The organism is Brucella oryzae, from assembly GCF_041929965.1.
GTDB classification, from domain to species: domain Bacteria; phylum Pseudomonadota; class Alphaproteobacteria; order Rhizobiales; family Rhizobiaceae; genus Brucella; species Brucella oryzae.
This window is the reverse complement of record NZ_JBHEEO010000029.1, coordinates 1-19,086: the sequence shown is the minus strand read 5'-3', so window position 1 is coordinate 19,086 and position 19,086 is coordinate 1. Positions and strand designations below refer to the sequence as shown.

Genomic DNA, 19,086 nt, shown 5'->3' with positions numbered 1-19,086 from the left:
GAAAACCCGAAACCATGCCGCGAATTACCACTCCGCAATCGAGCCGTCGGCGTGCCGCCAGACGGGCGCGCGCCAAGCGTGACCCTCGACGGCGCGGGCGCGGACGATATTCTCGTCCACCTCGATGCCAAGCCCCGGACCACTGGGGATGGCAAGAAAACCGTCCTCAACCTTAAAGCGGCTTTCGGGGACGAGATAATCGTTGAGATCGCCGCCTTTGTTGTAGTGGATACCAAGCGACTGTTCCTGGATGACGGCATTATAGCAGATCGCATCGACCTGAAGGCTGGCAGCCAGTGCAATCGGGCCAAGCGGACAATGCGGCGCCAGTGCGACGTCATAGGCTTCGGCCATATGACCAATGCGAACCATTTCAGAAATACCGCCGACATGCGCTGTGTCAGGATTAATGATACTGGCGGCACGCTTTTCAAAGACCGAACGGAATTCGTAACGGCTGTGCATCCGTTCGCCAATGACAAGCGGAATTGAAGTGGAACGGGCCAGATCTGCCATATGATCGACTTGGGCCGACACGACCGCATCCTCGATAAACATTGGACGCAGCGGCTCGATTTCCTTTAGCAATATCTTTGCCATCGGCGCATGCAGACGTCCGTGAAAGTCGAAAGCCAGGTCCATACGGGACCCGACCGCATCGCGCAGCTCACTGAGCTTTGCGACAATCTTGTCGATCTTTGCATAGGAATCGAGAAACTGAACTTCCTCGGTAGCATTCAGCTTGCACGCATCGTAGCCAGCTTCAAGTAAGGCTTTGGCATCAGCGACAAGATTGCCGGGCCGATCGCCCCCGATCCAGCGATATGTACGAACCCTGTCGCGCACTTTACCGCCCATAAGCGCATGGACCGGCTGGCCATAAGCCTTGCCTTTGATATCCCACAACGCCATGTCAACGCCAGACATCGCACTCATCAACACAGGCCCGCCACGATAGCAGCCATTGCGATAAATCATCTGCCACGTGTCTTCAATGAGCAGCGGATCGCACCCGATCAACAGGGTTTCAAGCTCGCGAATCTTCGCAGCAAGCGTTTCCGCATGCCCCTCCAGAACTGGCTCGCCCCAGCCGGAGATACCCTCATCCGTCGAGACCTTGAGGAATAGCCAGCGTGGCGCGACAATGAAAGTTTCGAGTTTGGTTATTTTCATTTTGGATCCTCAAAGGCCGCTCCCGCGCCCTGGAATTTGCTGGTTCGGCAGCGCCTGCCTGCACTGTTTGCTGCAATGCAATGCGCCGTCTCCCATTGTCGAGGCAGCTTAATTGTATTACCATTAATGTCAAGTGTAGTATTATTAAATTTCAAATAGGCTTGTTTGAACTTTTCCCGGGATTCAGCTATGCATTCTACGAGAGAAACATCGGAGATTGGGCTTGAAGCAGCGACACGGTCACGCAGGGGAAAGCGAGAGTTCCACGGTCGGAGTTCACGACACTATCGTGACGACCATGGGTATGCGAATTGTGTCGGGTATCTATCCGCCTAAAACAGTCATCGGCAGCGAAACTGACATCGGACAGATTTTCAATGCTTCCCGAACTGCTACGCGCGAAGCGCTGAAAATCTTGAGTTCCAAAGGGCTGGTGGAAGGAAGGCCGAAAATCGGAGTTGTTGTTCGCCCCAGCGACTGCTGGAATATGATGGATCCGATGATACTGGACTGGGCAATGCAAGACCCTGCCCAGACAGAGAAGATGATCCTTGATCTTTATGAATTACGCATGATGATCGAGCCGGAAGCTGCGAGGCTGGCGGCGCGGCACCATACCAGCGAAAACGAAGCTGCAATCCGGCGAGCCTTGCGGGGTATGGCGACATATCTGGATACTGATGATCGCGTGGAGCAAGACATTGCCTTTCATATTGCAATCCTCGCCGCATCGGGAAATCGCTTGTTCGTCTCCCTTGGCCAACTCATTTCCGTTGGCTTGCGCTATCTCTTCCATTCAGGGTTAGAGGCCACAAGTGAAGAGGATGACCGGTGGATCACACGTCATAAACGTGTTGCGGATGCTGTGTTCACACGTGATGAAGATTTGGCATCGCTTGAGATGACAACCCTGCTCAAAGAAGCAAAGGAACTGCGTGGTTCGGCATAGCAAACTGCAAAATTGTTTTAGAGCGTTTCCCTTTCTGAATGAATCGGAATGGCTTTGCAAATCAGGTCATTTCTGATTCAAACTATCTGGCGATGGAGATCGGCAGATATGTCAAAGGCCCTTTCTGTTGATCTTCGCGCCCGTATCACGTAGCCGCATCATCACTGGTGTCTCACCAAACAGGGGATAGTCCTGCTCGGCATCTACCGCCGCCCGGCGAAGACGGCGATTTTCAAGCACCAGACGGCGCATCTCCAGCGCGCGACGCACGCTCGATATCAGATGATCCGCAGCAAATGGTTTGGCGATGAAATCGAACGCTCCTTTTTTGAGCGATCCCACAGCCATTCCGATATCGCCATGGCCCGTCATCAAAATGACGGCAGCTCCGGGACACGCGCCAGCAGTGCTTCCATCATAGCATGCCCGACCACACGGGGCATACGAATATCCGTGCACTCGGCGTAGCGCTGCTCTACGCACTAGCCAACACTCTCTTCGGTGGTACTGCCGAATATGTTGCATTGAGCTTCAATACCGGCGGATGGGAACGCGGCTTCTACTGGTATGTCACTATCATGGTCGGCATTTTCCCTGATCGTTTATCTGCGCATGCGAGATACGAGCAAGGACAGCATGATCAAGGAAGACTGAACCGCGTCCCAAGCAACAAAATGCCAGGCGCAAAGCCCGGCATTTTTTATTCTTGCTGCTGTACAGTCCGAAACCGCCCCGGGCTTTGCCCCATCCATTTATGAAATGCGCGATAAAAGGCGCTCGGTTCACTATAGCCAAGTTCGGCAGCCACTTCGGCTACACTCAGCCTGTTTCCCTGCAAGAGCCTTTCGGCAATCACGAAACGCAGTTCATCCTTGATCGTCCCGAAGCTTTGCCCCTCTCCGCGCAGCCTGCGCCGCACAGTTGGTGCCGACATGCCAAGCCTGCCTGCCAGTTCTTCGAAAGATGGCCAGTCGGCGGGCGACTGGGCGCTGAGTTGCGCGCGCACCCTCGCGGAAAGATCGTTATCATGACGGTAGCGGATCAGAATATTGGCTGGAGCTTCGCGCAGAAAACTTTCCAGTGCCACATCGCTGCGGATGATCGGCAGCGATAGATAGGATGAGGAAAAAACCAGCCGCGTCACCGGCTGATCGAACAGGACGGGTGCACCGAAAAACTTGTGATAATCCTGCCGGTGAACGGGTGCCGGACATGCGAAGTCGAGCGTGCGCAACGGAATACGTCGCCCGATCAGCCAGCAGGCAACCCCCATCAGGATCAGCCAATAGGCACGATAGGCAAAGGCAGGTCTTGGAGGTCCGGCGTCGGTCAGAACGATATAGGCCATGCCATCGCGGACCCGCAATCCACCTTGCGGATCATCCAGTACCACATTGAGAAACTGCAATGCCCGTCGCAAAGCCCGTTCCAGCGTGCCGGCATGCAGCACAGCATGGCAAAGCAGATTAAAGCTGCCGGGGCGCATCGGTCTTGCAGCCAGCCCGAAGAATTCGTCATTGATCGTTTCAGCAATCAGCCACCACAAACGACCATATTCCACGTTCGTGATGGGTTCCGTCACTGTTTCCGGCAGGCCGATCTTCGCCATCAGGGGAGCCGTAGCCATCCCCCGGATACGCACGCTTTCGAGCGCATCCTCAACAAAGCCCGGTGCGATATTATGGCGTTCCATGATTTCTCTACATTGTAAAATCGATCACGCATTAATGCATCTCATGTCATTGTTTGCAATGCATGACCGGTTAACCTTGAAGCATGGTTGGCCACGAGGAGGTGGCTGTCTGGGAGGTTATACTGGATGACTGAAACACCCGTTTCGGCGCAGCTGGCGCGTTATGATGATGCCGTTGCGCAATTTCGCATCGAAGATGCCATTGCAAAGCTTCACGGCAATCCTGAAACCGGCATCAACGCCTGTATTGAGTGCTGCGACCGGCATACCGGCGATAATCGCGTGGCCCTGCGCGCAATAGCGGCCAATGGCGAACTTTCCGAATTCACCTTCGAGAACCTGCGCAATATGGCCGCTCGTGTCGGCAATCTACTGAAAGATGCAGGCGTCGGCCCCGGCGATGTCGTCGCGGGCCTGTTGCCGCGCACGCCGGAACTCATTGCAACCATTCTCGGCACATGGCGTATCGGCGCTATCTATCAGCCGCTTTTCACCGCCTTTGGCCCGAAAGCAATCGAACATCGGCTGAAAACCAGCAGCGCAAAACTGGTCGTCACCAATACGGCCAATCGCACCAAACTCGCTGAAATTGAAAACTGTCCCAAAGTCGCAACCGTTCTGGCATCCGGTGAAGGCCTGCCGACCGGTGACATCGATTATCGCGCAGCGACTGCTGCTGCGTCAGTTGATTGCTCGCCGGTGCTTCGCAGGGGCAGCGACCTGTTCATGATGATGTCGACGTCCGGCACGGCTGGCCTGCCCAAAGGTGTGCCGGTTCCTCTTTACGCCCTTCTGGCATTCGGCGCCTATATGCGCGAAGCCATCGGCCTGCAGCCTGACGATGTTTTCTGGAATATTGCCGATCCGGGCTGGGCATATGGTCTTTATTATGCCGTGACCGGTCCATTGCAACTTGGCATGGCGACAACGCTTTATGAAGGCGGTTTCACCGCTGAAAGCACCTACGACATCATCGAGCGCCTTGGCGTCACCAGCCTCGCCGGTTCTCCGACCGCCTTCCGCCTGCTGATGGCAGAGGGGGGTGAAGCGGCAAAGCGCGTCAAAGGTCGCCTGCGTGTAGTATCAAGTGCCGGAGAGCCGCTTAACCCGGAAGTCATTCGCTGGTTCGACGCATATCTTGGTACACCAATCTACGATCACTACGGCCAGACTGAACTTGGCATGGTGGTGAATAACCATCATGGTCTTGAGCATTCTGTTCGGCATGGTTCGGCTGGCTATGCAATGCCCGGCTATCGTGTCGCGGTTCTGGATGAAGAGAGCAATGAACTTGGCCCTAACCAACCTGGCATTCTCGCTGTCGATATAGCAAAATCGCCGCATCTCTGGTTTTCCGGCTATTACCGCCAAGAAACGCCAGCCATTGCGGGCGGTTACTATCGCACCGGAGACACCGTGGAGTTCGAGCAGGATGGTTCAATCAGCTTCATTGGTCGCGCTGACGACGTTATAACATCATCCGGTTATCGCATCGGACCATTCGACGTCGAAAGTGCCCTTCTTGAGCACGCCGCCGTCAACGAAGCGGCGGTTGTCGGCGTACCGGACCCGCAGCGAACGGAAATTGTGAAGGCATTCGTTATCCTTGCGCCTGGTTTCGAAGGTACGCAGGAACTGAAGGATGAGCTGGTACTGCATGTGAAGAAAAGGCTCTCCGCGCATTCCTACCCGCGTGAAATTGGCTTCCTGAGCGAACTTCCCAAGACGCCAAGTGGAAAAATCCAGCGTTTCCTCCTTCGCAAGGCGGAAATCGACAAACAGCAACAGACGAAGGCCTGAGGACAAGCATATGCAGATTAAAGATCGGGTATTTCTTATTACCGGTGCAAGCTCTGGCCTTGGTGCTGCGGTTGCAAAAATGGCCATTGATGCCGGCGGCAAAGTCGTGCTTCTCGATGTGAATGCTGAAGCCGGTGAAGCACAGGCCAGGGCACTTGGCGCGGCGGCAAGGTTTCACCGCACCGACGTCACCAGCGATGCGGATGGCAAGACTGCCATCGCTGCCGCACTGGAGGCTTTCGGGCACATTGACGTGCTCGTCAACTGCGCCGGTGTTGCGCCGGGCGAAAAGGTTCTCGGCCGCGACGGCGCGCATAAGCTCGAAAGCTTCGCAAGTACGATCTCGATCAATCTGATCGGCACTTTCAACATGCTGCGTCTGGCCGCCGAAGCCATGGCAAAGAACGAACCCGGCGATGGCAGAGAGCGCGGCGTCATCATCAATACGGCGTCGGTTGCAGCCTTCGATGGCCAAATCGGCCAGGCGGCCTATTCCGCTTCCAAGGGCGGCGTCGCCGCCATGACCTTGCCCGTGGCGCGCGAACTTGCCCGGCATGGCATCCGCGTCATGACGATCGCGCCTGGAATTTTCGCCACGCCGATGATGGCAGGCATGCCGCAGGAAGTGCAGGATGCCCTCGGCGCTTCCGTGCCATTTCCGCCCCGCCTCGGTCGACCGGACGAATATGCAGCTCTTGCCCGCCACATCGTGGAAAACCAGATGCTCAACGGTGAAGTCATCCGTCTGGACGGCGCACTTCGCATGGCAGCAAAGTAACGAGGAACAATCATGTCCAACAGCGATCCTATTGTCATTGTCGGCGCTTCCCGTACTCCCATGGGCGGCTTTCAGGGCGACTTCACCAATGCTCAAGCGACCGATCTCGGCGCTGCCGCCATTCGCGGCGCACTTGCAGGCGCGGGTCTTGCACCGGAAGCGGTCGAAGATGTCTATATGGGCTGCGTCCTGTCTGCCGGTCAGGGGCAGGCTCCAGCGCGTCAAGCTTCGATCAAGGCCGGAATACCAGTTTCCACCGGCGCAACAACGGTCAACAAGATGTGCGGCTCAGGCATGAAGGCAACCATGCTGGCGCATGATCTGTTGCTGGCGGGCTCTGCCAATGTCATCGTTTCCGGCGGCATGGAAAGCATGACCAACTCTCCCTATTTGCTGCCAAAAGCACGTGGTGGGTATCGTATGGGACACGGCCAGATTATCGACCATATGTTCCTCGATGGGCTTGAAGATGCTTACGACAAAGGTCGCCTGATGGGCACCTTTGCCGAAGACTGCGCGGAGGCCTATCAGTTCACTCGCGAAGCTCAGGATGAATTCGCCATAGCCTCCCTGACGCGTGCGCAGAATGCCATCAAGGACGGCCTTTTTGCTGCCGAGATCACCCCCGTTACCGTGAAGAGCGGGCGTAACGAGGTTGAAATTTCCATCGATGAGCAGCCCGGCAAAGCGAAACTGGACAAAATTCCGACCCTTCGTCCGGCATTTCGTGATGGCGGCACCGTGACGGCAGCCAACTCCTCCTCGATTTCGGATGGCGCTGCCGCTCTTGTGCTCATGCGCGCATCCGAAGCAGAAAAACGCGGGCTTACGCCGCGTGCGATACTGGTCGGTCATGCCACCCATGCCGACAAGCCAAATCTTTACCCGACCGCCCCCATCGGCGCCATAAGCAAGCTTTCGGCGAAAATCGGCTGGGATTTGAAGGACGTCGATCTCTTCGAGATCAACGAGGCTTTTGCGGTCGTTACGATGGCGGCGATGCGCGATCTCGATCTCCCGCACGACAAGGTCAATATTCACGGTGGCGCCTGCGCCCTTGGTCATCCTATCGGCGCATCGGGCGCGCGTATCCTCGTCACCCTGCTTTCGGCCCTCGAAACCCATGGCCTGAAGCGCGGCGTGGCTGGAATCTGCCTTGGCGGCGGCGAAGCAACCGCTGTCGGCATCGAGAGGATCGTCTGATGATCCTGACCGATACGCAGGAGCAGATTCGCGACGCCGCCCGGCAGTTTGCGCAGGAGCGGCTTGCGCCGGGAGCTGCCGCACGCGACAGGGAACATGCTTTTCCACGCGCGGAGCTTGCCGAAATGGGCGAGCTTGGCTTTCTGGGAATGCTGGTGCCGGAAGAATGGGGCGGATCCGATCTCGGCACGATCGCCTACGCGCTGGCATTGGAAGAAATTGCCGCTGGCGATGGTGCATGCTCGACCATCGTCTCAGTCCATTCATCCGTCGGCTGCGCTCCGATCCTGCGTTTCGGCACCGAAGCGCAGAAGCAGCGATTCCTGCCCAGGATGGCTTCCGGCGAATGGATCGGCGGGTTTGCATTGACGGAACCGCAGGCGGGCTCGGATGCTTCCGCGCTCAAAACCCGCGCACGCCGCGATGGTGACCATTATGTGATCGACGGCTCCAAGCAATTCATCACATCGGGCAAGAACGGCAGGATCGTGATTGTGTTCGCCGTTACCGATCCGTCGGCAGGCAAGAAAGGCATTTCGGCCTTCATCGTACCGACCGATACGCCAGGCTACGAGGTTGTGTCGGTCGAACACAAGCTTGGCCAGCATTCGTCGGACACCTGTGCACTCGCCTTTACCGGAATGCGCATTCCAGCGGAAAACCGGCTGGGCGAAGAGGGGGAAGGCTACAAGATCGCTCTTGCAAATCTGGAAGGCGGGCGGATCGGCATTGCGGCGCAATCGGTCGGCATGGCGCGCGCGGCATTTGAAGCTGCATGTGCTTACGCCAAAGAGCGCATTACTTTCGGCAAGCCCATCATCGAACATCAGGCAGTCGCATTCAGGCTTGCCGACATGGCAACAAGGATTGAGACGGCCCGCCAGATGGTGCTTCATGCAGCCGCATTGCGCGAGGCGGGCAAGCCCTGCCTGACAGAAGCCTCAATGGCCAAACTCGTCGCTTCCGAAATGGCCGAGCAGGTCTGCTCGGCGGCAATCCAGATTCATGGCGGCTATGGATATCTGGCGGATTATCCCGTCGAGCGCATTTACCGCGATGTTCGCGTCTGCCAGATTTACGAAGGCACCAGCGACGTGCAGCGTCTCGTCATAGCGCGAGGATTGTGACAGTCACCTGCGATAGTGTTTGCAAGTCACGGTGAAAATCAGCCAAAGATTGCACATGGATACCAGACGTATCCACGTGCACATTGTGAGGCCAAATGACTATTCGCCCGATCGTAACCTATCCGGATAAACGACTGCATGCAGTTGCGGAGCGTGTCACGCTGTTTGATAGTGCCTTGCAGGAACTGGCAAACGATCTTCTTGATACGATGCGTGCAGCACCCGGTATCGGCATCACCGCACCTCATATAGGTATATCGAAGCGTTTGGTCGTGCTTGAATTATCGGCGCAAACGGGGCCGACATTTTATGTAAATCCCGTGATTGTTTCCGCCTCAGAAGATAAGATCCGCCATCAGGAGGGCAGCGTCTCGATGCCGGGCGTGGTCGACGATGTCGAGCGTCATGCCCGCATTAAAATCCGCTATCAAGACCTCAAGGGCAACGAACAAACCGAGGAATCGGAAGGCTTGCTCGCTGTCTGCCATCAGCACGAAATAGACCAGCTTGACGGGATTTTCTGGCTTCAGCGTCTTTCGCGATTGCGCCGAGACCGCCTCATCAAGCGCTATGAGAAATCGCAGCGCCAGAGATAATTGGCGCTGCGCAATACGCTCAATAGAGTAGACGGGCACGGATAGTGCCGGGAATTTCACGAATGGCCTGCAACACCGTTTCGCTGGCCTCACCGACGCCGTCCGCTTCCATCACAAGATAACCCACCTCGCCGTCGGTTTGCAGAAACTGACTGGCGATGTTGATGTTATGCGTCGAAAAAACATTCACGAGGCTGTTGAGGATGCCGGGTCGGTTTTCATGCACGTGCATGAAGCGCGTGCCCGTGGGACGCGGCGGCAGTTGGACTTGCGGGAAGTTCACAGCGCCCAGCGTGGAACCGACATCGGAATATTCGACCAGCTTTCTGGTGACTTCCAAACCGATACGTTCCTGTGCTTCTTCCGTCGACCCACCGATATGTGGGGTGAGGATTACATTTTCCAGCCCCTGAATCGGCGAGATGAACTTGTCATTGTTGGAAGCTGGCTCAACCGGGAACACGTCGATGGCAGCACCTGCAAGATGCCCTTCTTGCAAAACCTTCGCCAGAGCTTCCAGATCGACAACAGTACCGCGCGCATTGTTGATGAGGAAGGCTCCCTTCTTCATCTTGCGCAGTTTCGCTTCGGTGATCAGCTTCGAAGTCGATTTATTTGACGGCACGTGCAGGCTGACAACGTCTGAAATCTTCAACAGTTCGTCGAGGCTCACAGTTGGTTTGACATTGCCATATTGCAGCTTGTCGGACGTATCGAAATAACGCACGGTCATACCAAGGCTTTCGGCCAGATTACCGACTTGCGAACCGATATTGCCATAACCGATGATACCAAGCGTCTTGCCACGCACTTCACGACTGCCGGTTGCCGTTTTGTCCCAACCGCCTGCATGTGCGGAGACGGAGCGTGGGAAAATCCGGCGCATCAGCATGATGATTTCGCCAATAACCAGTTCCGCAACGGAACGGGTGTTCGAAAATGGTGCATTGAAGACCGGAATGCCGCGCTTGCGTGCAGCTTTCAGCTCAACCTGATTAGTCCCAACCGAGAAGCAACCGACTGCGATCAGGCGGTTAGCCGCAGTAAAAATCTCTTCAGTCAGTTGCGTTCGGGAACGAATGCCAACGATATGCGCTGACGAAATCGCTTCAATCAAATCGGCTTTATCCAGTGCCTTCGGCAGATGCGTGACATTGGTGTAACCGGAAGCTTTGAAGTAATCGACGGCCGTTTGATTGATGCCCTCCAGTAGAAGAACATTGATGCGGTCGCGTGCGAGTGAGAGACGTTCAGTCATTTTGGGGATTTCCAGGCTGTAACAGCAGATAGTCGGTTTACGACATGAATGAACGCAAAGCCGTCGTCAACAGGATGTGTTGAAAGATTTTACCCCAATTGCAGATTCACGGAGAAAGTGAATAGAGCTGCGCCTTTTCAGAAACCCCGGCGGACCTATCTGATTACTATGGCAAATAACAAAAGCTTCCATTTGGCTCACCTGCCAACCGAGCCAAAAATGTCCTTAATGACAGCAACCGGAGGAATACCCCCGATGAGTGAAACTATCACCCTCGATACGCATGAAGCCATTCGGGACTGGGTGGCCGCTCGCAACGGAAACCCGGCATTTATCAGCGCTTCCATAGATCCCGATGCTGCGCCGGTATTACGAATTGTTTTCGAGCCGGAATTCGTTGCCGATGTCGAACGGCCCTTGGATGCAGGCGGACTTGAAGTCGTGGAATGGGAAGACTGGTTTCGCGTTTTCGACCAGGAAAAACTGGTCATACTGGTAGCTCACTCGAAGCCGGGAAAACTTGATAATTTCTATCAAATCCTCCCGGCCTAATTGCTAATCAAATAATTACCTTTTGCCGGTCAGGGACTGGCTCCAAGCCAGTTTCCCTAATCGGCTATCAGTTCTTAAGCTTCTTGCCGATGGTTTCCGCGACCAGCGCCAGCGAAATGGCCCCGGCATCGGGATGACCGATGCTCTTTTCCGCCAGCGGTCTTGCCCGACCGAGTTTCGGAGCAAGCGGCGCTGTCGCTTCGGCTGCTGCCTTTGCTGTCTCCGCAGCTTTATTCCAAGCATCGGCCAGAGACTTGCCAGATGCAAATGCGTTTTCGAGCGTTTCCACGAAAGGAACAAACGCATCCACCAATGTCTTGTCACCGGGTTTTGCCCTACCAAGGCTTGTCACGGCATCAAGCGCGCGCCTACCGCCGCGAACCACTGCACGATCATCAATGTTGCCATTGTCGGACAGCTCTGCGCTCCATGAGCGCAGCAGAAGTCCCCATAGCGCTCCGGATGTTCCTCCAGCCCGGTCTGCCCAAGCGTCGCCTGCAACAGCCAATACGCTTGCGGTCCCCGCCCCGGCCTTGACGGCCTGATCAGCTGCATCTTTTGCAGCCGTAGAGCCACGTCGCATGCCTTGCCCATGATCGCCGTCGCCTGCGAAGGCATCGATGCGACCCAGTTCTTCTTCGGCCTCGATCAGCACGTCGGCGACGGCGTGCAAAATATCTTGGATGCAAACGCCACCGGCACGTCCGGCCTCATCGGCCTGAGCAAAATCGGGGGCGGCATCCTCTTTGGCAATGATATCGTCCGCAGGCTCGACCGCAATCGCCTCGCCCCGACGCAGAACGGGGGTATCGCAAGCTGCCGTCCAGTAGCGCTCGAGTTCGTCATCGAGCCAGAGAAGGGTCAGCGAACAACCCTGCATGTCGAGGCTGGTAACAAATTCACCCGCTTCTGGCGCCACAACATCAAGACCAGCATTCTCCAAAAGCGACGCAATCGCTGTCCACAGGACAAATAGCTCTTCGTATTTGGTTGCTCCAAGACCGTTCAGAATAACGCCAACCCGTTGCGTTCCTTTTGGACGCTCCGCCAAAAGCTTCTCCACCAGCAGGCTTGCCAGACCAGAGGCAGGCAAGATCGCCTCTTCCTTGATTCCTGGTTCGCCATGAATGCCGAGACCAAGCGCCATCTGGCCTTCCGGTACGGTAAAGAGCGGCTGTGGAGCGCCGGGCAAGGTGCAGCCTTTGAAGGCAACGCCGAAAGACACGGTGTTGGCATTCGCATGACGTGACAGCCGTTCGACTTCGTCCAGCGACAGACCGGCCTCGGCAGCGGCACCTGCAATCTTGAACACAACCAGATCACCAGCAATGCCGCGTCGCTTTTCATGCATATCTGCCGGAGCGCTGGCCACATCGTCTGTTACGGGCACGATACGGACGTCGATACCTTCGGCACGCAGACGTTCGGCGGCAACACCGAAATTAAGAACGTCTCCGGCGTAATTGCCAAAGCCCAACAGAATACCGCCGCCCTTATGCGCCTGTCGGCAGACACGTGCCACCGCTGCCGTGGAAGGTGAAGCAAATACGTCACCAGCAACGGCCGCATCCGCAAGGCCTGGCCCCACATACCCGGCAAATGCCGGGTAATGACCCGAGCCGCCTCCAACGACTACAGCGACCTTACCTTGAGGCACCTTGGTGGAACGAACAACGCCGCCACGCACATGGCGAACATAGCGGTTATAGATACTGGCGAACCCGGCAAGAGCGGTCGAGGCAAACTCCTCCGGCGCATCGAAAATCGTCGTCATTAAAACAGTCCTTGATCTGGGTCTTAGCCGCGAGGCAGGATGCGGCGCAGATAGTCACGATTTGTAGCCGAAACGGAAAGCCCGTCGCCACCATAATGTTCACATAAAAACGGGCTGGCAAATCCGTGATCCAGCGCCATTCTGATCGCTGCACGATAATTGATGATCCCGCTTTCGAGGGGAGCAGGATGTGTGACGATGACACCGGAGGCTGGATCTTCTGTACGGGTGTAGTTCTTGACGTGCCAGAACTTTGCGTAAGGCGCGACCTTCTCCATCATCTGCTGCCAATGCTCGACCGGACGATGCAGACGAATGAGATTGCCCAGATCGGCATTGATCCCGACATTATCGAGGCCGACTTCCTCGACAAAACGAACCGAACTGTCCGCAGTACCGAGATAAGTATCCTCATACATTTCAAGCGACAGCTCTATATCGAGTTCCTCTGCATGGCGGCCAAGTTCACGAATTCGTTCAACAGCCTTGTTCCAGATAGCAGGATCGTCCGGATTCTTCGCTCCATTAACCGTCCAGAACCATAATGCCTGTTTCTGCACGTCTGTCAGCGGTTCGAAAAGCCCGAAGGAAACGCAGCTTGCACCGATTTCCTTTGCCGTGTCGATGACCCTGTGCCCATAGGCCAGATATTCGTCTCCATATCGTGCGTCAATCACGCTGCGCCGCGAGGTCGAAATCGCAGGAATAGTGAAGCCGAGCGATTTGACGACCGCCATAAATTCACCAAGACGGGCGGGTGACAAATCCGCCAGCCGCAACCAGCTGTCAGTCGGATCGAGTTCGGTAAACCCTGCATCCGCAACGTCGGACAAAGTGCGAGCCCAATCTTCCGCTGACTGATCCTGCACCGAACTGCCATCCGGCAACATATTGGGATACTGGATCATCGCTGCTGCAATTGGCCAGGTTTCGCGTGTCCATTTCGAAGTCGTCTGTTTCAACTTACATTCCCGTTCTTTTGCATAATCCATCGAAATCAGGCCACGTTACCGTTACCGGAGGGAACTTCGGGTTTCCGGCTACGCAGTTTGCCGATACCCCAGAAGATGGCGGGTGAAACAAGCAGGAAGACGCCAAGCGTCATCAGCGACGCAACCAGGCCATTCGACCAGAATATCGAAAGCTCACCGCCAGACATCATCATCGACTGACGGAAGGCATCTTCTGCCTTATCGCCCAGAACCATGGCGAGAACCAATGGTGCCAGCGGATAATCAAGCTTCTTGAAGATATAGCCCAGCACACCAAATGCGATCACCAGCCAGACGTCGGTTATCGAGTTGGCGACCTGATAAGCACCGGAGAAAATGACCGCTACGATGATCGGTCCGATAATCGAGAACGGCACGCGCAGGATAGATGCATAGAGCGGCACAGTCGCAATCACCAGAATGACGGCAACGATATTGCCGAGATACATGGATGCTATCAGGCCCCATACGAAATCCGGACGATCCGTGAACAATGTCGGGCCAGGAGTGAGGCCCCAGATCATCAGGCCGCCCATCATGACGGCAGCGGTAGCCGAACCCGGAACGCCAAGCGCCAGCATGGGGAGAAGCGCGGAGGTGCCAGCAGAGTGGTCTGCAGTTTCCGGAGCAACGATACCACGGGGATCGCCCTTGCCGAATTTCGATTTATCGCGTGCGGAACGACGAGCCACCCCGTAGCTCATAAAGGATGCAGCAGTTGGCCCTGCTGGCGTTATGCCCATCCAGATACCGATAAGCGTGGAGCGCGCAAGTGTGAACCAGTAACGCGGCATTTCCAGTAGTGTGCGCCCGATCTCTCCGAGGCGCACCCGTGCCTTGATGCCATCAAAGCGCAACCCCTCTTCCGTTGTCAGCAACAGTTCACCGATCCCGAACAGGCCCATCACTGCGATCAGAAAGGAAATACCCTTGATGAGTTCCGGTATTTCGAATGTCAGGCGCAAATTGCCAGAGATCGTGTCCATACCCACCGAAGCGAAGGCAAAACCGATCATCATGGAAACGAGCGTCTTGAAGGGCGATTGAGCGCCCATGGATATGAAGCTGGCAAAAGCCAGAAAATAAACAGCGAAATATTCTGGCGATGAAAACCGCAGGGCGAAATTGGCAACCCAGCTCGAGAGCAAAGTAATCATCACCACGCCAGCCAGCGCGCCGATGCCAGCCGAAACGAAAGCAAGGGTCAGGGCGCGGCTCGCATGTCCGTCCTTCGCCATCGGATAACCATCGAAAGTGGTGGCAACGGACGAAGGCTCACCTGGAATATTGAACAGAATGGACGTGGTCGATCCGCCGAACAATGCCCCCCAATACATACAGGAAAGCAGAATAATCGCGGAGATAGGGTCCATCGTGAATGTCAGCGGCAAAAGCAGGGAAACGCCGTTAGGCGCGCCCAATCCCGGCAGGACACCAACCAGAATTCCTAGCGTCACCCCCAGCATCATCAGTAGAACGTGATTGAAACTGAGTATGTGGGCAAAGCCATCCATCAGGAGACTGAAGTTTTCCATGTCTTTCCTCCAAAGACATCGGACTTTCCGGTATCAATAAATGCCGAAGAAAGCCTCGACCGGGCCTTTAAGGAGCGGAACCTTGAAGCCGATTTCAAAAATGACGAAAAAGAAGAGGGAAACGGCAATACCAGCTGGCACGGAAGCCCACCACTTGTAGCGTCCCTGAAACATCATCGCTCCAGCGATGTAGAGTGCCGTGCCTACATAAAGTCCGAGAACCGTCGATATGGTAGCGAAGGCGACCAGCGGTAAGGCGAAACCGAGAACAGGTTTCAGCCGCGGGAGTTCGACGAATATCTCCCCGCTACCGCGGTGTTTTACAAATGCCACAACGAGATTGACGGCACTTCCGAACATGATCAGCAGCCCGATGTAGAACGGAAAATAACCCGCATCCGGCCCCATTTCCGTCCAGCCTATACCAGCCTGCTGTGAGCCGTAACAGACCGCCGCCCCCAGCGCGCCCGTCAAAAGAGCGACGCCCGCCTCAACGATGAAACGGGAAACACCGTCTCCACCTTTCTCACTCATGGGATGAGCTCCTTCGATGAATGGTGCAGACGCCATTGGCGTCTGCACAAATGCACAAAACGTCAGTTGGCGAGCCAGCCTTCACGCTTCAACACAGCCGTTACCGCTGTTTCATCGTTCTTGATAAAGGATGAGAGATCATTACCGCTCATATAGGCGGCAGACTGCGAACTATCGGCAAGATACTTCGCCCAATCCGGTGTCTCGGCAACCTTTTTAAGTACGCCTGCATAGTAATCGACGACTTCCTGATCGACACCAGCGGGCAGCCATACGGTTCGCGGCATCGAGTAATTTTCGATTGCAATCCCTGCTTCCTTGCAGGTAGGGATGTCGCTCCACCCCATATCACCGGAAATCTTGCCGTCACCCTTGAGCTTTTCTCCCTTGAAGACGCAAAGCGGCTTCACCATGCCTGCCTGCCACTGACCGAGATTCTCGCTCGGATTATTGACATTGGCCGCGATGTGCTCGCCCGCAAGCTGCACAGCTGCTTCACCACCGCTTTTGAACGGGATATAGCCGAGTTTGGAGCCCGTGGCATCGTTGATCATGGATGTCAGGATCTGATCAACGTCCTTGGACTGGCTGCCGCCAACCTTCATGCTCGCGTCGTCCTTGGCCTTGGCGACAAACTCCGCAGCGGTCTTGAAATCGGACTTTCCGTTGACCCAAAGGATGAATTCGTCCGAGGCAAGCGCTGAAACAGGAACCAAGTCTGCCGACTTATAAGGCACCTTGGCCCGCACCGGTAAGAGATATGCGTTGTTGGTGCCGAAAGCGAGCTTGTAGGGATCACCCTTGTAGCCGGCAGTATAGACAAAGCCTTCCGCTCCGCCTGCGCTGCCCTTGTTTGTGACGACGATTGGCGCACTCATCAGGTCATACTTACCGATGATCGCCTGAATTGTACGCGCGAAAATATCCGTGCCACCACCCGGCCCGGCAGTCACAACAAACTCCACGGGCCGTGTCGGCTCGAATGCCAGAGCAGATGATGCGATCACTGCCACTCCTGCTGCCAGGCCCGCAATATACAAAGACTTCTTCATGATCTATCCTCCCAGATGAGCGGCACGGGCCTCCCCCTATGCCGATGGTGTTAAAATGTCGAAAATCAGGCAGCGTCTGAAAGTGTTGCCGCTCTTTTCGCCATTCGTGCCGCGAGCAGGATCGCTTCGCGCGTGGCCCCCACGTCAGCGACACCCTTCCCGGCAATATCGTAGGCAGTACCATGGGCGGGAGTACAAAGCGGGAACGGCAACCCGCCCATCATCGTCACGCCTTTATCGAAGCCCATCAACTTCATCGCGATCTGACCTTGATCGTGGTACATGGTCAGCACCGCTTGAAAGCCATCTTTCAAAGCACGCAAGAACACTGTATCAGCCGGCAACGGACCATCGACATCAAACCCCTTAGCTTTTGCTGCCCTTACAGCAGGCTCAATGATGTCGATTTCCTCCATCCCGAAACTGCCTCCATCTCCGGCATGCGGATTGAGACCGGCCACCGCAATCTTCGGGTTGTCGTATCCCGCATTCTTCAGGCATGTCCAAGCCAGTTCCAGTTCCGCTAGAATTCCTTCGACGGTCAGGGTTGAGGCCACATCCTTGAGTGGAATATGCGACGTCACACGCGCGTTCCAGACTCTCTCCAAAACGTTGAACTCACGAACCTTGCCCGTAAAGCTCAGCACGTCGGCAACAAAGCGAATTTCGTCGTCGTAACCGGGATAAGCAAACCGCATGGCTTGTTTGTTGAACGGCGTAAAGCAAACAGCCTGCGCATGTCCAGCATCGGCAAATTTCAATGCAGTGCGAAAATTATGGGTTGCGAAAGTTCCACCGATCAGCGTGGCTTCACCACGCACAACATCTTTCGGATCGAGGTTCTTCAAGTCAACGAAAACGTGTTTACCGACCGGCATGTTCGGCGCGTTTTCGATACTGGCATCCTGCAGTTCCAGTTCGACACCCGCGATACGTGCACCATCGTCCAGAATGCGACGATCACCAAAGACGATGAGATGCGCTTCTTCTTTGACATCCGGCAAAGCGAGCAGATGCGCTGTCAGCTCGGGACTGACACCGGCTGGATCCCCCATTGCAAGCGCAATCACGCTCGGTTCAGCGCCAGTAACGGTCATTAGCATCCTCCTCATCTGCATTCTGTATGCAGTATACATATGACAGCCCCCCTGCCCCACGCAAGCATTTTGTATTCTGTATGCAGCATTTTATATTGACGGTCGGGAGCAGCCCAGCCATCCTCACCTCAAATAATGAGGTGAGGATTCGAGCCCACTCTTTGAGAAAAAGGTCGATGGACGAAATTCAGAAAATCGAACAAGCCGACAACGGCTCACAAGCATTCCGCCGCACTGCTTTGCATGATATGCTTGTTAATCATCTGCGCGACATGATTATCGAAGGGCAATTGGAACCCGGTACGCGTCTGCATGAAGGCCAGCTCGGTGAGCAACTCGGCGTGTCACGAACGCCGTTGCGCGAGGCTATCAAATATTTGGCAAGCGAAGGTCTGGTCGAGCTTGTTCCAAGCCGCGGTGCCGTTGTTAAGCGTTTTAGTCCAGCCGACGTAAAGGACATGCTCACTGTTCTGCGCACTTTGGAAGAGCTTGCTGGGAAGCTCGCCTGCGAGCTTGCGACCGGCAAGGAAATTGCCGAGATTAGGGCGCTGCACGATGAAATGATCAAGCGCTATAAGCATTCTGACCGCCTGCAATATTACAAACTCAACCAGCAGATTCATCTGGCTATCGTTCGTCTCGCCAAAAACCCCACGCTGGCGGACATTCACCAGATGCTCCAGACACGGTTGAAGCGCATCCGCTTTGTAGGGCATGAAGGTGCGGAGAAATGGGCGGCGGCTGTAGCCGAGCACGAAGAGATGATTAAGGCCCTGGAAGCCCGTGACGCAACCCGGCTTTCCGAAGTGCTGGGGCGCCATTTGACCAAAGCATGGGAACGCGTACGCGACACGATGTAAGGGCACCGAACGTTTTATTTTGTCTATTTTCCCAGTGTAAGCGGTCAGCCGATGGCGTTAGACTTGAAGTTCCAAGGCATAAGAGCTTCGATTTCGGTTACAGGCCAGCCTTG

General features: G+C 55.5%; 17 protein-coding genes and 2 pseudogenes. 9 read left to right on the top strand and 10 right to left on the bottom strand.

Translation table 11 applies throughout. The annotated features are described in order from the left end of the window. Positions 1-24: 24 nt before the first annotated feature. Entirely contained in the window at positions 25-1,173 is a 1,149-nt protein-coding gene (gene dgoD / locus JNC70_RS20530; RefSeq protein ID WP_104755799.1) for a galactonate dehydratase, read from the bottom strand. A 223-nt stretch (positions 1,174-1,396) separates the two neighbouring features. Between dgoD and JNC70_RS20525 the strand changes: the two genes are divergently transcribed. Then, on the top strand, positions 1,397-2,122 hold the full coding sequence (locus tag JNC70_RS20525) for a FadR/GntR family transcriptional regulator (RefSeq protein ID WP_146097107.1): 726 nt from the start codon (positions 1,397-1,399) through the stop codon (positions 2,120-2,122). 141 nt (positions 2,123-2,263) lie between these two features. On the opposite strand, the pseudogene JNC70_RS20520 reads toward JNC70_RS20525, so the two are convergent. Next, positions 2,264-2,577: pseudogene (locus JNC70_RS20520) on the bottom strand (response regulator); the annotation flags it as partial. Between JNC70_RS20520 and JNC70_RS20515 the strand changes: the two are divergent. Beyond that, positions 2,569-2,776 (top strand): annotated as a pseudogene (locus JNC70_RS20515) (alpha-ketoglutarate permease); the annotation flags it as partial. The pseudogenes JNC70_RS20520 and JNC70_RS20515 sit on opposite strands and share 9 nt — an antisense overlap. Positions 2,777-2,822: 46 nt before the next feature. On the opposite strand, the gene JNC70_RS20510 reads toward JNC70_RS20515, so the two are convergent. Further along, positions 2,823-3,815 (bottom strand): AraC family transcriptional regulator, encoded by a 993-nt coding sequence (locus JNC70_RS20510; RefSeq protein WP_104755797.1) that lies wholly within the window; start codon positions 3,813-3,815, stop codon positions 2,823-2,825. A gap of 126 nt (positions 3,816-3,941) precedes the next feature. Between JNC70_RS20510 and JNC70_RS20505 the strand changes: the two genes are divergently transcribed. The 5 genes from JNC70_RS20505 to JNC70_RS20485 all read left to right on the top strand — a co-directional run bounded on the left by JNC70_RS20505 (position 3,942) and on the right by JNC70_RS20485 (position 9,319). Then, positions 3,942-5,615 carry an acyl-CoA synthetase gene (locus JNC70_RS20505; RefSeq protein WP_104755796.1) on the top strand — a complete coding sequence of 558 codons (1,674 nt, stop codon included), beginning with the start codon at positions 3,942-3,944 and terminating at the stop codon, positions 5,613-5,615. 10 nt (positions 5,616-5,625) lie between these two features. Beyond that, positions 5,626-6,393, top strand: a complete 768-nt coding sequence (locus JNC70_RS20500; RefSeq protein WP_104755795.1) for a 3-hydroxyacyl-CoA dehydrogenase — start codon at positions 5,626-5,628, stop codon at positions 6,391-6,393. Positions 6,394-6,405: 12 nt separating this feature from the next. Next, complete coding sequence (locus JNC70_RS20495; RefSeq protein WP_104755794.1) at positions 6,406-7,596, top strand: acetyl-CoA C-acyltransferase; 1,191 nt, start codon at positions 6,406-6,408, stop codon at positions 7,594-7,596. Beyond that, on the top strand, positions 7,596-8,723 hold the full coding sequence (locus JNC70_RS20490) for an acyl-CoA dehydrogenase family protein (RefSeq protein ID WP_104755793.1): 1,128 nt from the start codon (positions 7,596-7,598) through the stop codon (positions 8,721-8,723). Before JNC70_RS20495 ends, JNC70_RS20490 begins: the two co-directional genes overlap by 1 nt. Positions 8,724-8,818: 95 nt before the next feature. Further along, a complete protein-coding gene (locus JNC70_RS20485; protein WP_104755792.1) occupies positions 8,819-9,319 on the top strand; it encodes a peptide deformylase in 501 nt (166 codons plus the stop codon). Positions 9,320-9,338: 19 nt separating this feature from the next. Here the strand turns inward: JNC70_RS20485 and serA are convergent, their stop codons facing one another. Further along, complete coding sequence (gene serA, locus JNC70_RS20480; RefSeq protein ID WP_104755791.1) at positions 9,339-10,577, bottom strand: phosphoglycerate dehydrogenase; 1,239 nt, start codon at positions 10,575-10,577, stop codon at positions 9,339-9,341. Between the two features lie 255 nt (positions 10,578-10,832). On the opposite strand from serA, the gene JNC70_RS20475 reads away from it, so the two are divergent. Continuing rightward, on the top strand, positions 10,833-11,129 hold the full coding sequence (locus JNC70_RS20475; protein ID WP_104755790.1) for a hypothetical protein: 297 nt from the start codon (positions 10,833-10,835) through the stop codon (positions 11,127-11,129). Positions 11,130-11,196: 67 nt separating this feature from the next. On the opposite strand, the gene JNC70_RS20470 is transcribed toward JNC70_RS20475, so the two are convergent. From JNC70_RS20470 to JNC70_RS20445, 6 genes are all read right to left on the bottom strand, one after another. Next, entirely contained in the window at positions 11,197-12,903 is a 1,707-nt protein-coding gene (locus JNC70_RS20470) for a dihydroxyacetone kinase family protein (RefSeq protein WP_104755789.1), read from the bottom strand. 23 nt (positions 12,904-12,926) lie between these two features. Then, the gene (locus JNC70_RS20465) at positions 12,927-13,895 is read right to left on the bottom strand and encodes a sugar phosphate isomerase/epimerase family protein (protein WP_104755788.1); all 969 of its coding nucleotides are present in this window, start codon (positions 13,893-13,895) and stop codon (positions 12,927-12,929) included. A 5-nt stretch (positions 13,896-13,900) separates the two neighbouring features. Beyond that, a complete protein-coding gene (locus tag JNC70_RS20460; protein WP_104755787.1) occupies positions 13,901-15,430 on the bottom strand; it encodes a tripartite tricarboxylate transporter permease in 1,530 nt (509 codons plus the stop codon). 33 nt (positions 15,431-15,463) lie between these two features. Further along, entirely contained in the window at positions 15,464-15,964 is a 501-nt protein-coding gene (locus tag JNC70_RS20455; protein WP_104755786.1) for a tripartite tricarboxylate transporter TctB family protein, read from the bottom strand. Between the two features lie 62 nt (positions 15,965-16,026). After that, the gene (locus tag JNC70_RS20450; protein WP_104755785.1) at positions 16,027-17,016 is read right to left on the bottom strand and encodes a Bug family tripartite tricarboxylate transporter substrate binding protein; all 990 of its coding nucleotides are present in this window, start codon (positions 17,014-17,016) and stop codon (positions 16,027-16,029) included. Between the two features lie 65 nt (positions 17,017-17,081). Then, positions 17,082-18,113, bottom strand: a complete 1,032-nt coding sequence (locus JNC70_RS20445; RefSeq protein ID WP_104755784.1) for a 4-hydroxythreonine-4-phosphate dehydrogenase PdxA — start codon at positions 18,111-18,113, stop codon at positions 17,082-17,084. Positions 18,114-18,289: 176 nt separating this feature from the next. Here JNC70_RS20445 and JNC70_RS20440 point away from each other — a divergent pair, with 176 nt between their 5' ends. Then, positions 18,290-18,973, top strand: coding sequence for a GntR family transcriptional regulator (locus tag JNC70_RS20440; RefSeq protein WP_104755783.1), 684 nt, complete (start codon positions 18,290-18,292; stop codon positions 18,971-18,973). Positions 18,974-19,086 lie beyond the last annotated feature (113 nt).

Bases quoted from the DNA above. Each gene is read 5' to 3' on its own strand.
- JNC70_RS20500 (WP_104755795.1), top strand. From the start codon at position 5,626: ATGCAGATTAAAGATCGGGTATTTCTTATTACCGGTGCAAGCTCTGGC.
- JNC70_RS20460 (WP_104755787.1), bottom strand. From the start codon at position 15,430: ATGGAAAACTTCAGTCTCCTGATGGATGGCTTTGCCCACATACTCAGT.
- JNC70_RS20505 (WP_104755796.1), top strand. From the start codon at position 3,942: ATGACTGAAACACCCGTTTCGGCGCAGCTGGCGCGTTATGATGATGCC.
- JNC70_RS20490 (WP_104755793.1), top strand. From the start codon at position 7,596: ATGATCCTGACCGATACGCAGGAGCAGATTCGCGACGCCGCCCGGCAG.
- JNC70_RS20465 (WP_104755788.1), bottom strand. From the start codon at position 13,895: ATGGATTATGCAAAAGAACGGGAATGTAAGTTGAAACAGACGACTTCG.
- JNC70_RS20450 (WP_104755785.1), bottom strand. From the start codon at position 17,016: ATGAAGAAGTCTTTGTATATTGCGGGCCTGGCAGCAGGAGTGGCAGTG.
- JNC70_RS20445 (WP_104755784.1), bottom strand. From the start codon at position 18,113: ATGACCGTTACTGGCGCTGAACCGAGCGTGATTGCGCTTGCAATGGGG.
- JNC70_RS20510 (WP_104755797.1), bottom strand. From the start codon at position 3,815: ATGGAACGCCATAATATCGCACCGGGCTTTGTTGAGGATGCGCTCGAA.
- JNC70_RS20440 (WP_104755783.1), top strand. From the start codon at position 18,290: ATGGACGAAATTCAGAAAATCGAACAAGCCGACAACGGCTCACAAGCA.
- dgoD (WP_104755799.1), bottom strand. From the start codon at position 1,173: ATGAAAATAACCAAACTCGAAACTTTCATTGTCGCGCCACGCTGGCTA.
- JNC70_RS20455 (WP_104755786.1), bottom strand. From the start codon at position 15,964: ATGAGTGAGAAAGGTGGAGACGGTGTTTCCCGTTTCATCGTTGAGGCG.
- serA (WP_104755791.1), bottom strand. From the start codon at position 10,577: ATGACTGAACGTCTCTCACTCGCACGCGACCGCATCAATGTTCTTCTA.
- JNC70_RS20475 (WP_104755790.1), top strand. From the start codon at position 10,833: ATGAGTGAAACTATCACCCTCGATACGCATGAAGCCATTCGGGACTGG.
- JNC70_RS20495 (WP_104755794.1), top strand. From the start codon at position 6,406: ATGTCCAACAGCGATCCTATTGTCATTGTCGGCGCTTCCCGTACTCCC.
- JNC70_RS20485 (WP_104755792.1), top strand. From the start codon at position 8,819: ATGACTATTCGCCCGATCGTAACCTATCCGGATAAACGACTGCATGCA.
- JNC70_RS20470 (WP_104755789.1), bottom strand. From the start codon at position 12,903: ATGACGACGATTTTCGATGCGCCGGAGGAGTTTGCCTCGACCGCTCTT.